The following is a 15006-nucleotide window of genomic DNA, read 5'->3' as shown; positions in this document are numbered from 1 at the left end:
TCTTTAATCCTGCGATTACTTTTCGTTAAAGTGAATTGAATCTACGGCAAATAGTGGCTTGCCATTTGCAGCAGGGTTTACATATACAAAGTATAGATCCTGAGGCTTAGGACTGGCCACCACTTTTAACGGGATTTCAACGGTTTCGGAAGTAGTTACTTTGGCTTCTCCAAGCTTTAGGCCCGAAGGACTGCCAAGTCGTACTTCTAATACACCTCCTGTAGACATATCGGCTTGGCTAGCGACTTTGGCCGACAGACTTTTTACCGTCGATAAGTCGATTCTTTCCAACATGAAATAGCCGCCCGATTTGGTTCCTACCACCACTTCATTGCCGGTAGGTAGTTTTATTTTTGAGGCGTCTTTCGCTGTATCATAGCTGTTGGCAGGTACTAAGGCAGAGCGCAAAGCGATGGTCTTGGATCCTGTCAAAGGCCCCATCCCAGCGTTCCCTTTGTCGGTATAGCTGGCCGTAAAGAGGTAAGAACCCGCTTCCTTTTTAGCTTCAGTGACATAAGTGCTTTTAAGGGGCTTTTTGTCCACAACCTTTTCCTTAGCTAAAGAAAGGATATATTTAACCATTTCTTCCGCTTCTTCGGGTTTGTGCTGTGGGTGAGCGGCCATGGCTTGTTCGCCCCAGTTTCCACCTCCACCGGCTATAACCTTTTGAGCGAGGGTTTTCAAGGCATTCCGTGTTTTTTCGTATCGCTTGGCCACCTCCATATAAGACGGACCAATTGATTTTTTATCGACGGCATGGCAGGCCTTGCAATCGCTGAGTTCGATTAACCTTTTTCCGGTTTCAAAGCCGGTGTTGGCCTGATGCCCTTGGGCCAGCTGGGTTTTGTCGAAGCCTTGTAGGTAATTGATCGTCAGCGTTACGTCTTCGGCAGGTATCTTTTTATCGGCGAGGGAGCCATCTTCTTTATCCTGCACTTTTACTTCATAAGCCACCGGCTGTTTATCCCAATAGAAGGTTTTATTGCCTTTTAGGGCAATGTCAACCTTAGGTACAGCATTACCAGCTTTAATGGTCACTTCGGTAGTGGCCGAGTTTCCCGCATTGTCAGATACCGTCAATGTAACCACATACTCCCCGGGCTTGTTGAAAGTAAAGGATGGGTTGGCTTGGGTGCTTTTGGGAAGACCTTTACCAAAGTTCCATTCATATTTAATGGGGTCCTTGTCATGGTCCAATGAGCCTTCAGACGAAAACTGAACTTTCAAAGGTACTGCGCCAACGATATGGTCGGCTTTGGCCATGGCGATGGGCACTCTGTTTCCGGCATTAAAGGTGATTCTGGAGAGTGCGGCTTCATCGTTTTGAGCAAACCAATTAGGACCATATTCTAGCAAATACAGGGAGCCGTCTACGGCAAACTGCATATCCATCGGATGGCTAAAGACTCCACTGGGCATAAAACGCTCGATATGTTTCAGATCTCCCTCTTTGTTCATTGTGACGGCATTGATATAATCGCGAATCCAGTCATAAGCGAAGAACTTACCATCGTAGTAGCGTGGGAACTTAACCTTACTGTCCTGGTAGTCGTCATAATAGTATACGGGGCCAGCCATGGCGTTTCTGCCGCCTTTTCCAACTACCGGTCCAAAGTCTGGTGACTCGGCATACGGATAATAGATAAAGGCAGGCTGGGCTGGAGGAAGGTTCTTGATACCCGTGTTATGAGGAGAGTCGTTGACAGGTGCTGCTGGGTCAAAAGGTTTTCCAGATACTTCCGTCTCAAAGTTATAGTCGACATAAGCTTTGTTATCGGCCACAAACATAGGGTAGCCAAAGTTACCCGCCTTACGTGCCTGATTCACCTCATCGTAGCCTCGTGGGCCTCTTTTGGGGTCGTCGTTGGAGGCATCGGGGCCTACTTCTCCCCAATAAAGATACCCGGTACGTTGATCGACCGAAATCCGGTAAGGGTTTCTGTTTCCCATGATATAAATCTCTGGGCGGGTCTTTTCGGTGCCCGGAGCGAAGAGGTTTCCGTTGGGGATATCGTAGAGGTTGGTACCTCCAGGCATATTGGCGCGGCGGTCGCCGTAGCGGGGCTTAATTCTCAGGATTTTTCCTCTCAAATCCATGGTGTTGGCCGAAGAGTGTTGTCCATCCCAGCCTTCTCTACCTGGCCGTTCGTCGATAGGGCCAAAGCCGTTAGACTTAAAGGGGTTGACGTCGTCGCCGGTCGAGAGGTAAAGGTTACCCTGGGCATCCCAGGCAATAGAACCCCCCGTATGGCAGCAGTCGGTACGTTTTACAGGTACGGTAAGCATCACCTCTTCGGTAGACAGAAGCAGGGTGTCTTTAACGGAATCATATTTGAAACGAGAAAGGTGCTGAGCGGTGTCGGCTTCGGTAGACGGTGGCGAATAATACATGTAAACCAACTGATTGGTTTTGAAGTTGGGGTCAATATTAAGGCCCATCAAACCATATTCTTGTTGGCTGTAAACGGGTACCTCGCCAACCAATTTAACGGTTTTGGTTTTGGGGTTATACAACTTTACCTTCCCTTTTCTTTCTGTAAATAGTACGCGATGGTCGTCGAGAACTACGAGCTCGGTGGGCTCGTCGAGTTTAGAAACCAAGACTTCCTTTACGAATCGGTTTTCTTCGGGGCGTGCTTTGGAATAATCGAGGCTAGTGGCCAATACATACTGTAGCCCACCTTTAAGATGACTCACAAAAACGGGGTTGACGAAGGTAGCATTCTCGTGCCCAAAGTTGGTGTAAAAGGCCTTCCCACCGTCATAGGCATGATACCACGACATGGGGTGATCGGCGCCCATTTTGCCGTCTTTATAGCTTTTTTCATCGATTTTAACCAAGACATTTACCTCGTTGTTAAAATCTTTAAAATCATAAAATTCATCCTTTATGGTCCATTTTTTAGGGAAATCCTTCATGGAAGGGTGCTGGTCGTCTACCACATAGGCTTCGCCCGTTTGTACGTTGGGATTGCCTGGGTGGCTAGCAAAGTAAGCGCCCGATAGTTTGTTATACCAGGGCCAGTCGTACTCCGTGTCGGTGGCTGCATGAATCCCTACATATCCGCCTCCAGCTTGGATATAGCGCTCGAATGCCTCTTGTTGTTGGTCGTCGAGTACGTTGCCGGTGGTATTCAGGAATACTACGGCCTCATATTTTTTTAAATTTTCGTTGGTGAATTTGGCTGCATTTTCAGTAGTGTCTACAGCCAGGTTCATTTCTTTACCCAGCTTGAAAAGGGCTTGCTGGCCAGCGGGGATGGAGCCATGCCGGAAACCGGCCGTTTTAGAAAATACTAGTATTCGTTTTTCAGTATTTACTTTTTGGGCTAGGGAATAGGAAGCAGGCGAAACGATACAGAGAAGAAGCGCGGAGCTCCAGCCTATACACCGCCTTATGAAGGGGATTGCGTTCATTTTTTAGTTTAATATGTAAAATATGGAATATAAAAACCTATCGTTGATAAGAACGATAGGTTTTTCTTATACTTATTTATACGCCAAATTATAATTTAAAGGCCTAGTATTTTTCTGTTAAAGGCCTCGTCGGCACCCGTTCCGGCAAAGTCGTCGAAGGCCTTAGTAGTAACCTCTATGATATGGTTGCTAATAAAGGGTGCTCCTTCTGCTGCACCTTGAGATGGCGATTTGATGCAACATTCCCACTCTAATACCGCCCAGCTGTCATAATCGTATTGCGACAGTTTGGAGAAGATCGCAGAGAAGTCCACTTGTCCATCCCCTAGAGAACGGAAACGGCCTGCCCTGTCGGCCCAGCCTGCAAAGCCGCTGTAAACGCCTTGTTTGCCAGTAGGGTTAAATTCCGCATCCTTCACGTGATAGGCTTTGATACGGTCGTGGTAAAGGTCTATGAACTGTAGGTAGTCCAATTGTTGCAGAACAAAATGGCTAGGATCATAGTTGATATTGGCACGGCTATGCCCACCACAATAGTCAACAAACATTTCGAAAGTAGCTCCATCGAATAGGTCTTCTCCTGGGTGCAGCTCGTAGGCTACATCTACGCCATTCTCTTCATAAACGTCCAGAATGGGGACCCATCTTTTGGCCAATTCAGTAAAGGCCGTCTCGATGAGTCCGGCAGGGCGCTGAGGCCAAGGGTACAGATATGGCCATGCCAATGCTCCTGAGAAGGTAGCGCTGGCTTTCAGGCCTAGGTTCTTGCTGGCTACGGCCACTTGCTTAAGGTGCTCGGTAGCCCAGGCCGCACGTGCTTTGGGGTTATTGCGCACCTCGGGTACGGCAAATCCATCGAACATATCGTCGTATACCGGATGCGAGGCTACCAATTGACCGATGATATGAGAGGCCAATTCGGTAATTTCCAGTCCTTTGTCAGCTAGCTTTCCTTTTAGCTCATCACAATAGGTCTGGGATTCGGCTGCTTGCTTGATATCGATGATACGTGGGTCCCAGGTAGGCAGCTGAAGGCCTTTATAGCCCAAGTCGGCCATGTATTGGGCGATACCATCTAATGTATTAAAAGGGGCTTCGTCGCCAAGAAATTGCGCCAGAAATATACCTGGTCCTTTAATAGTTTTCATACTAGTATTTCAATTTTAGTGAAACAAGGGGGACGCTATGCGCTTACACTTCTACCCAGCCTTGTTTTTTGTTGGATTCCAATATTCTTTCACAAATCAAAAGCTCCCGGTACCCGTCGGCAAAAGTCGGGAAGGTAGGGGTTTCTGGCTGACGTCCTTCGGCAATGGCGGCATACACCTCCTTAAACATCTGCTTGGATGTATCAGGGAAGCCCTCATTATGCCCACCAGGGAAGCTGATCACGGAGGTAACGTCCCGGTTAACCAGGGATGGGTCTCTCATCAAGACTTCGTTGCTGCTGTCTCTGTTACCGATCCACATTTCGTTAGGGGCTTCTGAGCACCAGCTAAAGGTTTTTTTGGAGCCGGAGATTTCTAGGGACATTCGGTTTTTACGGCCTGCCGACACCTGCGACACGGTGATTACCCCTTTACTTCCATTATCGAAGCGTAGCAATACGTTGGCATGGTCTTCGGTGGTAATGGGCACATCGGCATAGTCTTCCGGCTTAAGCATTTTGCCTGAGTAGGTCTCTACAGGCTTAAGAGGCTTTTTGCGGGTAGGATGTACGGTGTTAAAGTCGGCCAAGACGGCGGTGGTTTTGAGGCCAGTAATATACTCCAAAATGTCCATCAGGTGCGACCCTATGTCGGCAATGGCGCGGGAGTCTCCCGACTTATCGGGCTCTAGGCGCCAGTTGTAGTCCGTTTCATAGAACAACCAATCCTGGAGATAGGAGCCAATGAAAGAATAGATCTCTCCCAGTTCACCATTTTCTCGCATCGATTTCATTTGTCGGGCGAGGGGGTAATAACGTAGGTTAAAATGTACCGCATTGACCAATCCCGATTCGGCCGCAATTTGAACGAGTTCTTCAGCTTCTACCAGGTCTTTGGCCAAGGGCTTTTCGCATATCACATGCTTGCCGGCTAGTAAGGCGGCCTTTGACTGGCTATAGTGTAGGAAATTGGGCGTACAGATATGTATCGATACGATATCATCTTGTTTGAGCAGCTCGTCGAAGGTGTAAGATCTTTCTATTCCGAGCAGGTCGGCTTTCTCTCTGGCTAATTCGGCGGTAACTTCACAAAGGGCGGCTACTTCTACATTGGGTAAGCGTCTGAGGGCTTCGATATGGGCAGGTCCTATAAACCCGGTGCCTACGACACCAACTTTTATTTTTTTCATAAATTAAGGATAAGAAAGTATTAAGAGGATATAATTATGATTGGCAAATATATTATTTTCCGTCGTGGACCCGGTACCACGACGGAATTATTACTTCAAATCGGTCCATTTTTGTTCCGACTGGTTCGAGGCAATCACCGTATCAATAAATTTCATTCCGCGCAAACCGTCTTTGGCAGAGGGGAAGTCGAAAATAGGATCGGCGGTGGTGCCTTCAAGTCTTGCCCTGAGCTGAATGGCAAAATTCCGGTACAAGTTAGCAAAGGCCTCGAAGTACCCTTCTGGGTGGCCTGCCGGGATCCGAGTATGCACTTGCGACTCTCGGGAGAGGCTGCCTACTCCAGTACGAATGATACGGGTACCATGGTTGGTAGTATGTAGCAAGGAGTTCGGTTCCATTTGTCTCCATTTGAGGCCGCCCGTTTCGCCATAGATGCGGATGTTGAGGTCGTTTTCTTCGCCATTGGCTATTTGGCTATTCTGAAGTATGCCTTTGGCTCCGTTATTGAAGCGAAGCAATATATTGGCATCGTCGTCTAGCAGTCGGCCTTCCACGAAGATGGTCAGGTCGGCACATAGCTGGGTGATGCTAAGCCCTGTGATATATTCCGCTAGGTTTTCGGCATGAATACCAATATCGCCCAGTCCGCCGGCAGCGCCCGATTTGCTGGGGTCGGTACGCCAGGCAGCCTGCTTGTTGCCGGTGGCTTCGACCAGGGTCGCGAGCCAGCCCTGAGGGTATTCTACAATCACTTTTCTGACGTTGCCTATGGCCCCAGAGGCAATCATGTGCTTGGCTTCTTTCACCATGGGGTAGCCAGTATAGTTATGAGTCAGGCAGAATAGGAGTCCCGTTTTTTCAACGAGGGCAACGATCTCCTCAGCTTCGGCGGTATTGAGCGTCATGGGTTTGTCACATACCACATGGAAGCCATTCTCTAGGGCCAATTTGGTAGGGCCAAAATGGACATGGTTAGGGGTTACTACCACCACAAAATCCATTCTCTCTCCTTCAGGAAGTTGCTTTTCCTGAAGTATCATTTGCTCATAATTGTCATATACCCGATTTTCGGGAAGGTAGAGGGCCTTTCCTGTTTCCTTCGATTTCTCTGGGTTGGAGCTAAAGGCCCCACAAACTAGTTCAATTTCTCCGTCCATTATTGCCGCTCGCCGGTGCACCCCTCCTATGAAGGCCTCTAGGGAGCCACCAACCATCCCCATTCTTAATTTTCTTGACATTATTCTTGGTTTAGCGTTTTTGAAAAGATTTTATATCAAAAGAGTAGTATTTAACTCCCTTACTTCTTACAAAGATAAATTTCTACAGGTAAAATTATAGCTGGAAGTTTAAAAGTAGAGTAGATTTGCCGTTAATTTGTTTTTTTTGATGTAATCTTGGATAAAAAAACTAACTGATTGAACTTACATTAACTTTTTAAAAATAAAACAACCCAAACTCATGACCCAAACTGTTAATAGCAACAGGCTATTCAATGCCAGCTGTTTTGCGCTTATTACCACGGCGTTTTCCTTTAGTATCCGGGCGGGGATTCTCCCCCAATTAGGAGCAGAATTCAACCTTTCTGCCGAACAACTCGGTTTTATCAATTCGATGTGGTTCTTTGGATTTCCTTTGGCCATGATCATCGGTGGGCTCGTTTACCATACTGTGGGGCCCAAAATGATTATGCAAATTGCCTTTGTTTGTCATACATTAGGGATTGTAATGACCATCTATTCGGGAGGATATATGGGGCTATTGGTGTCTACCTTCTTTATTGGAATCGGGAATGGATGTACTGAGGCTGCTTGTAATCCGATGATCGCCGATGCTTATTCCGGATCTAAGATGAATAAGATGCTGAATCGTTTCCATATGTGGTTCCCTGGGGGTATCGTAATTGGTAGCTTATTGTCGAAATTTATGACAGACGCCAATTTAGGCTGGCAAGCACAGATTTGGTTGATTATGATTCCTACCTTGATTTATGCCTATTTATTCTATGGTCAGGCGTTTCCTAAACCCAAGGTGGAGGGTGGATTGTCCCTTTCTCAGAATTTGAAGGCCATGATTAGCCCGCTCTTTATATTTATGTTTTTCTGTATGGCCCTTACGGCTATTTCGGAGTTTGGGCCACAGCAGTGGACAGGCGTTATCATGAGTAAGAGTGGAGCGAGTCCGATGTTGATTTTGGCATTGGTGACTGGCCTGATGGCCGTGGCTCGTTTCTTTGCTGGCCCTATTGTTCAAAAATTAGGTCAAACGGGTGTACTTTGGGGATCGGCTTGCTTTGCATTTATAGGAATTTACCTTTTTAGTACCGTAACGGGTCCGGCTGCTTATCTAGCCGCTATTTTCTTCGCTATGGGAGTGGCCTTGTTCTGGCCTAATATGGTCGGTTTTATCGCTCAAAATGTTCCTTTGAGTGGAGCTTTAGGGATGTCGATCATCGGCGGAATCGGGATGTTTTCATCTGCTATTTTCCAGCCGATTATCGGAAGCTGGATCGATAATGCTACTGCGGAGCAGCTAGCCTTAGGTAAGGTTGGTGACGAAATGGAGCTTGCTGCCGGTCAGGCCACACTCCAGACGATGTTAGTTTTTCCAGGTATTTTGATTGTTGCTTTCGGAATCTTACATTTCTGGATGAAGAGCCGCAAGAGCACTCCTGTGGCTACTACAGCCGAAGTATAGCCTTTAACGGGAAATAATGATATAAAAGGAGGGGCTTAACGGCCCCTCCTTTTATATAAGGATGCCTCGTTAATCTTTTACGGTTTGGATGACGAAGTTATGGTTGGTGTAAATACACAAATCCGCTGCGACCGTCAATCCTTCGCGGACCATTTCTTCGGAGCTTAGCTGGGTAGCATGGCGCTTGAGGGCCACAGCGGCCGACAGAGCGAAGTTGCCACCCGACCCGATGGCGGCTATGCCATTTTCGGGCTCTAATACGTCGCCTGTTCCCGAAATAACCAATAACTCGTTGGTGCTTGCCGTGATCATCATCGCCTCGAGTTTTTTGAGGTAGCGGTCGGTGCGCCAGTCTTTGGCGAGCTCTATGGCCGCGCGCTTCATATTCCCACCATAGGCGTTGAGTTTCTCTTCGAAGCGCTCTAGCAGCGTGAAGGCATCGGCGGTGGAGCCGGCAAAGCCTACCAGTATTTTCCCATCCGATAAGGAACGTATTTTTTTGACGTTGCTCTTGGCTACGGTGGTGCCCATGGTGGCCTGCCCATCGGCCCCTAATGATACTTTTCCGTTATGAACGACCCCCAAAACGGTGGTAGCGTGAATTTTTTCAATCATCTTGTCAGTGTTTAAATTTTGTCTTGATTATTAATTTTCAGGTGACAGAAAACCGTGTCGATCGGGATTAAAGGAAAAGTGGGAGGGAGATCCGATTTATCGATCCTTTCAAACCCATTTTTTTCATAGAAGCGTATGGCCGCGACCAGGGGTTGGACGGTCCCTAGATAAATATCGCTCAGCTCCATGTTTCTGCTATAGGTCAGTAAGGTATCAAGTAAGAGCTTGGCTACTCCTTTTTCCTTGCCTCGAAACTCTTTTTTAACAAACATCTTCCTGATGACCCCTGTCCTGTTCCCGATGTGAATCAGGGCGATGCTGCCGATTACCTCCCCCTGGTGCAGGGCTAGCCAAAAGTTTCCTCCTCCCTTCCGGTAAAAGTCATCGATCTGTGCTAGGTCGGGTTGTTGCTCTCTGGTAATAGGAATATTAAATTCGCCCTGCTGAATGTCCAGGATCATCGTAATGACTTCTTCCTGATAGTTAATTTCGAAGGGTTTAATCTCAACCATGGCCATGTGTCATATTTTTGAATACTACGATTGTCTAGCTAAAATAAAAGTGCCAGGCCTTTCGACCTGACACTTTGTACTTATCATGTTCAATTTTTGGTTTTAAACCAACATGCTCATTGGCTCTTCCAAAAGTTTTTTGACAGTTTGCAAGAAAGAGGCCGCTAGGGCACCATCCACAACGCGGTGGTCGGCCGAAAGGGTCACTTTCATGATATTGGTAGCATATATGCTGTCGTCTTCGGCAAATGCTGCCACCTTTTTAATGCCTCCAATAGCTAGGATACAAGAATCGGGTGGGTTAATGATGGCAGTGAACTCGTCCACACCAAACATTCCCAAATTCGAAATCGAGAAGGTATTGCCTTCCCATTCTTTGGGCTGTAGCTTTTTGTCTTTGGCCTTACCTGCCAATTCTTTTACTTCTGACGATATGGTCGACATGTTTTTCTTGTCGGCATCCCTAATAACAGGTACCAATAGGCCATCTTCAACGGCTACCGCTACGCCAATGTTAACATAGTCGTATTGGCGGATTTTATCGCCTAGCCAAGCGGAATTGACTGCTGGGTGTTTCTTAAGGGCTAGTGCACAGGCCTTAATCACCATGTCGTTAAAGGAGATCTTCGACGGGCTCACTTGGTTGAGGGTAGGGCGTAGGGCCATAGCCTTGTCCATTACGATTTCCATGGTAACATAGAAATGTGGAGCGGTGAATAAGCTATCGCTCAAGCGGCGAGCAATGGTTTTACGCATCTGCGAAATGGGCTGATCCGTATAATCGCCAGTAGGAGCGGGAGCAGGGGCTGCAGCCTTGGGTGCTTCTGCCGTTGCTGGCTTAGCGCTTTGAGCAGCAGGGGCAGCTTTGAACTCGTCCACATCGCGCTTAACGATACGGCCGTTGTCACCACTTCCTTCTACTTTCGACAAATCAATTCCTTTTTCATCTGCCAATCTTTTGGCAAGAGGGGAGGCCTTGATGCGATCGGAAGCATCGGAGGATGCTGCAGTACTCGAGGCTTCTGTTTTCTGAGAGGACTCGGGAGCAGCGGCTACTTCAGCCTGCGGTGCCTGACCTTGTCCGTTCTCACGTGCCAAAAGGGCTTCTACATTGGCGCCTGACTCTCCAATAACGGCAATGATACCATCTACCGGAACGGCTTCGCCTTCGGCAATGCCGAGATGTAGCAACGTACCATCTTCATAGGCTTCCAGCTCCATCGTCGCTTTGTCGGTTTCGACCTCCGCAAGGATATCTCCCGACTTAACAGAATCGCCTACTTTTTTGAGCCACGACACGAGCGTACCTTCTTCCATGGTATCGCTCATTTTGGGCATTCTTACTACCATGGCATTGATTTGCTCATCGGAAACAGCTGCTGGGGCTGGTGCCGCAGAGGCCGCTGGAGTAGCCGTTTCAATGGCTGGTTCGGCTTGTGAAGGGGCGTCGCCACTTTCACCATCCAAAAGAGCCTTGTAGTCTTCTCCTTCATCACCCACAATGGCCATAATCCCATTAATGGGTACTGCATCTCCTTTTTCTACACCGATATATAGCAGTGTGCCATCATAATAAGATTCAAGATCCATGGTCGCCTTGTCGGTTTCCACTTCGGCGATTATTTCACCAGTTTCGATCTTGTCTCCAACTTTTTTGTGCCACGCTGCGATAACACCTTCTTCCATGGTGTCGCTCATCTTGGGCATACGGATTACTTCTGCCATATCGCTTATAAAGGTATTTTAGTTTCTTTCAAAAAAATTCATTCTGTCAAAATTACAATAAAAGCTGAATAGGTAAGGATAACCGAGTGCAAAAATTGCCTTTCTGTAATTTTTCTTTCGTTTATTGGCCTCTGGTTTTATCGACATAGCTTGGAAAAAGCCTTTCTTTTCACGGCTCCCGAGCAGGTAAAGCGTAGAATGATTTCAATCTTAGTGCTGCTATTGGAGTCTATAAAAATCGCCCAGGGGATGTCAATTTATTTTTAATACGGCCATAAATGCTTCTTGTGGGATTTCGACATTCCCAACTTGACGCATTCTTTTCTTACCTTTTTTCTGCTTTTCAAGGAGCTTTCTCTTTCTGGAGATATCCCCTCCGTAGCATTTGGCCAATACATCCTTACGCATGGCTTTGACCGTTTCCCGGGCAATGATCTTTTGACCAATAGCGGCCTGGATCGCAATTTCGAACATCTGCTTAGGAATCAATTCCCGCAGCTTCTCACAGAGCTTCTTGCCCCATTCATAAGCCTTGGAACGGTGTACGATGGCCGACAAGGCATCGACGGCCTCGCCGTTCAGCATGACGTCTAGCTTCACCATGTCCGACTCTTCGTATCCTGCTAGCTCGTAGTCGAGAGAGGCGTATCCTCGTGATATGGTCTTCAATTTATCGAAGAAGTCGAAAACCACCTCGGCAAGAGGCATGGAGAATTGTAGCTCTACCCTTTCGGCTGTAAGGTAAACTTGGTTCTTTAAAATACCCCGTTTATCCATACACAGGTTGAGGATAGGGCCTATATAGTCGGATTTGGTGATGATCTGCGCATTGATGAATGGCTCTTCAATCCAATTGATAAGTGTAGGCTCTGGCATTTCTGAGGGAGCACTTACTTTGGTAAGCTTACCTTTGGTGTCGATCACGTTGAACTGAACAGACGGAACCGTAGTGATAACCGTCATGTCGAACTCACGCTCCAGTCGTTCCTGGACAATCTCCATATGGAGCATGCCTAAGAAGCCACAACGGAAACCGTACCCAAGGGCGGCAGAAGTTTCGGGCTCCCATACCAAGGCGGCATCGTTCAATTGCAGTTTTTCTAAGGCATCACGTAGCTCTTCAAATTCTGAAGTGTCGACGGGGTATATCCCGGCGAACACCATGGGTTTTACCTCAGAAAAACCCTTGATGGCTTCTTGGGCGGGGCGGGTGGTATGTGTTACGGTGTCGCCTACCTTTACTTCCTTGGCTACTTTTATGCCCGAAATAAGATACCCTACATCACCACAGTCCACTACTTGTTTGGGGATTTGGACCAGGCCTAAGGTGCCTATTTCGTCGGCGTGATACTCCTTGCCCGTGGCCATAAATTTCACCTTATCACCCTTTTTGATTTGGCCATTCTTTACCCGGAATATAACTTCGATTCCCCTGTAACTGTTGAAGGTAGAGTCGAAGATAAGGGCTTGTAATGGGGCTTCTGGGTCGCCTTTTGGCGGTGGAACCCTTTCTACTATGGCATTTAATATTTCTTCTATTCCGATCCCTTCCTTCCCACTAGCTGGGATGATGTCGTCTCTTTCGCAAGCCAATAGCTCTACCATCTCGTCTTTTATTTCCTCGGGCATAGCACCAGGCAAATCGACCTTGTTGAGCACCGGGATGATCACCAGGTCGTGGTTGATAGCCAGGTAAAGGTTAGAGATGGTCTGGGCTTCCGTACCTTGTGAGGCATCTACCAATAGTAGGGCTCCTTCACAAGCGGCAATAGAACGGGATACTTCATAGGAAAAGTCCACATGGCCAGGGGTGTCGATCAGGTTAAGGATATATTCCTCTCCCTGATAGAGGTAGTTCATCTGAATAGCATGGCTTTTGATCGTGATACCACGCTCGCGTTCCAGGTCCATATTATCCAGCAACTGAGCTTGCATCTCCCGATTGGTCACCGTTTTGGTGAATTCGAGCAAGCGGTCGGCTAGCGTACTTTTCCCATGATCGATATGGGCTATTATACAAAAATTACGAATTTTCTTCATGTATGTTTTTACAATTCAAAGGCTGCATACCTTTAATATTTATTCAAAGGAGGCCAAAATTACTATGTGAATTACTATTTTAACAGATTTTCTTTTATAACTTTCAAAAATGTAGTGACTTAAATGGAAATTATTGGCCTTAGCCCCCTCGATATGTTACTAAGGCACTTCCAGTGCGGCACTTCCAGTGGGGCACTTCCCAGGGTCACTCGTTATTTCTTATTTACTGAACTTAAGGTCATAGACCTGTTCATTTCTTTTTTAGATTTTCTAATGAACCGGGTAATAAGGAAGATCGAGGCGAAAGTAAGTCCGATGATGAGCCCGAGCCACATGCCCGCTGCGCCATAGCCCATATGAAAGGCTAGCGTATAACCGATAGGTATTCCCAGTACCCAATAGGCAATTCCTATAAAAAAGGTAGGCGCTTTCACGTCCTTAATGCCCCGCAGCAGGCCTGCACCGATGGCCTGGGTGCTGTCGGAAATCTGAAAGATGGCGGCAAATAGCAGCAGATAGGATGCCAAGGCGATTACTTCTTCATTTTTGTTGAAGGCTTTGGGGAGTTGTGATCGTAAGGCTGCAAAGGTAATAGCACATAGGGTGCCGTATATTAGGGCTGTAAGCAGGGTGCTTCGTCCTATATTATTTATTTTTGGCCAGTTTTTATTTCCATAGGCGTTGGAGATTCTGATGGAACCCGCCTGAGCCAGCCCCATGCTAGCCATAAAGGTAAAGGAAGCGCAGCTAAGGGCTATTTGATGGGAGGCCTGGGCTACGGCTCCCAAGGTGCCTATGATAATACCAGATACGGCGAAAGCCCCGGCTTCCATTCCAATTTGAAGACTGCTCGGTATACCTATATGCAGGAGTTCTTTCCACGACGAAAAACTAAATCGCCATTGAGACGCTCCAACGACCACATATCTTCGAAAGGTTTTATGTCGTAATATAACCAGCCCCAAGGCCAGGAATATGACCGTTCGGGTGATAAAAGTGGCCCATCCGGCCCCCTGAAGCTCCATACGGGGCACTCCCCAGTTCCCGAAGATCATAAGCCAGTTGAGGAAAACATTGAGCGGCATGCTGGCCAACGATAGTATCATGGCGGTTTTGGTGTATTCTAACCCGTCACTAAACTGCTTCAGGGTCATGAATAATAGCATAGGGACGATAGAATAGGCCATGATCCTCATAAAGGGGATGGCTAGCTCCACTACCTCTGGGTCCTGACCAAGGTGGTGCAGTACATCTTCTCCAAAAATAAGCAGGCCAGAGATGATCAGGGAGGTCAATAGGCATAGAATAAAGCCATTGTATAGATAATGAGACACCTGTTGGCCGTCGTGCCGGCCATGGGCTAGCGATACCATCTGCGAGACGGAGATGGTCATGCCGATGCCAATTACAAATGGGATATTAATGGTGTTAAGAACCAGCGCCGCAGCGGCTAATTGCTTGTAGTTGATGGCACCTACCATGGCCGTATCGATGAGATGCAGGGCCATTTGGGCCAATTCTCCTATAATGATGGGAAGGGCTAATTTTATGGTTTGAGGTGCTTCGCTTTTCATGGTCTAAGTCTGTTGCCCAAATTTTTAGGACCACAAAGGTAAGCAACTTATACGGTACTAAAATTATCATTTATTTAAGATCTGCGAATGG

At 47.3% G+C, this 15006-nt stretch carries 10 protein-coding genes; 1 reads left to right on the top strand and 9 read right to left on the bottom strand.

Annotated elements, in window-relative coordinates:
- Positions 1-15: 15 nt before the first annotated feature.
- The 4 genes from CLV98_RS14705 to CLV98_RS14690 form a co-directional block, all read right to left on the bottom strand.
- Positions 16-3417: a ThuA domain-containing protein gene (locus CLV98_RS14705; RefSeq protein WP_109675216.1), complete on the bottom strand. Its 3402-nt coding sequence runs from the start codon at positions 3415-3417 to the stop codon at positions 16-18.
- 95 nt (positions 3418-3512) lie between these two features.
- Complete coding sequence (locus CLV98_RS14700; protein ID WP_109675214.1) at positions 3513-4565, bottom strand: sugar phosphate isomerase/epimerase family protein; 1053 nt, start codon at positions 4563-4565, stop codon at positions 3513-3515.
- A gap of 43 nt (positions 4566-4608) precedes the next feature.
- Positions 4609-5754: a Gfo/Idh/MocA family protein gene (locus tag CLV98_RS14695; RefSeq protein WP_109675212.1), complete on the bottom strand. Its 1146-nt coding sequence runs from the start codon at positions 5752-5754 to the stop codon at positions 4609-4611.
- Positions 5755-5844: 90 nt separating this feature from the next.
- On the bottom strand, positions 5845-6975 hold the full coding sequence (locus CLV98_RS14690) for a Gfo/Idh/MocA family protein (protein ID WP_109675210.1): 1131 nt from the start codon (positions 6973-6975) through the stop codon (positions 5845-5847).
- A gap of 238 nt (positions 6976-7213) precedes the next feature.
- Between CLV98_RS14690 and CLV98_RS14685 the strand changes: the two genes are divergently transcribed.
- A complete protein-coding gene (locus tag CLV98_RS14685; RefSeq protein WP_109675209.1) occupies positions 7214-8449 on the top strand; it encodes an MFS transporter in 1236 nt (411 codons plus the stop codon).
- A gap of 69 nt (positions 8450-8518) precedes the next feature.
- Here the strand turns inward: CLV98_RS14685 and hslV are convergent, their stop codons facing one another.
- The 5 genes from hslV to CLV98_RS14660 all read right to left on the bottom strand — a co-directional run bounded on the left by hslV (position 8519) and on the right by CLV98_RS14660 (position 14915).
- On the bottom strand, positions 8519-9064 hold the full coding sequence (gene hslV / locus CLV98_RS14680; RefSeq protein WP_109675207.1) for an ATP-dependent protease subunit HslV: 546 nt from the start codon (positions 9062-9064) through the stop codon (positions 8519-8521).
- A gap of 11 nt (positions 9065-9075) precedes the next feature.
- A complete protein-coding gene (locus CLV98_RS14675) occupies positions 9076-9582 on the bottom strand; it encodes a GNAT family N-acetyltransferase (RefSeq protein WP_211320044.1) in 507 nt (168 codons plus the stop codon).
- Positions 9583-9678: 96 nt separating this feature from the next.
- On the bottom strand, positions 9679-11301 hold the full coding sequence (locus tag CLV98_RS14670) for a pyruvate dehydrogenase complex dihydrolipoamide acetyltransferase (protein ID WP_109675205.1): 1623 nt from the start codon (positions 11299-11301) through the stop codon (positions 9679-9681).
- A gap of 252 nt (positions 11302-11553) precedes the next feature.
- Complete coding sequence (gene lepA / locus CLV98_RS14665) at positions 11554-13341, bottom strand: translation elongation factor 4 (protein ID WP_109675202.1); 1788 nt, start codon at positions 13339-13341, stop codon at positions 11554-11556.
- A gap of 212 nt (positions 13342-13553) precedes the next feature.
- A complete protein-coding gene (locus CLV98_RS14660) occupies positions 13554-14915 on the bottom strand; it encodes an MATE family efflux transporter (RefSeq protein ID WP_109675200.1) in 1362 nt (453 codons plus the stop codon).
- Positions 14916-15006: the final 91 nt, after the last annotated feature.

Source organism: Dyadobacter jejuensis, from assembly GCF_003149085.1.
In the GTDB taxonomy this organism is placed as follows: Bacteria; Bacteroidota; Bacteroidia; order Cytophagales; family Spirosomataceae; genus Dyadobacter; species Dyadobacter jejuensis.
The sequence above is the reverse complement of the archived record's forward strand: the minus strand, read 5'-3'. Positions and strand labels throughout refer to the sequence as shown.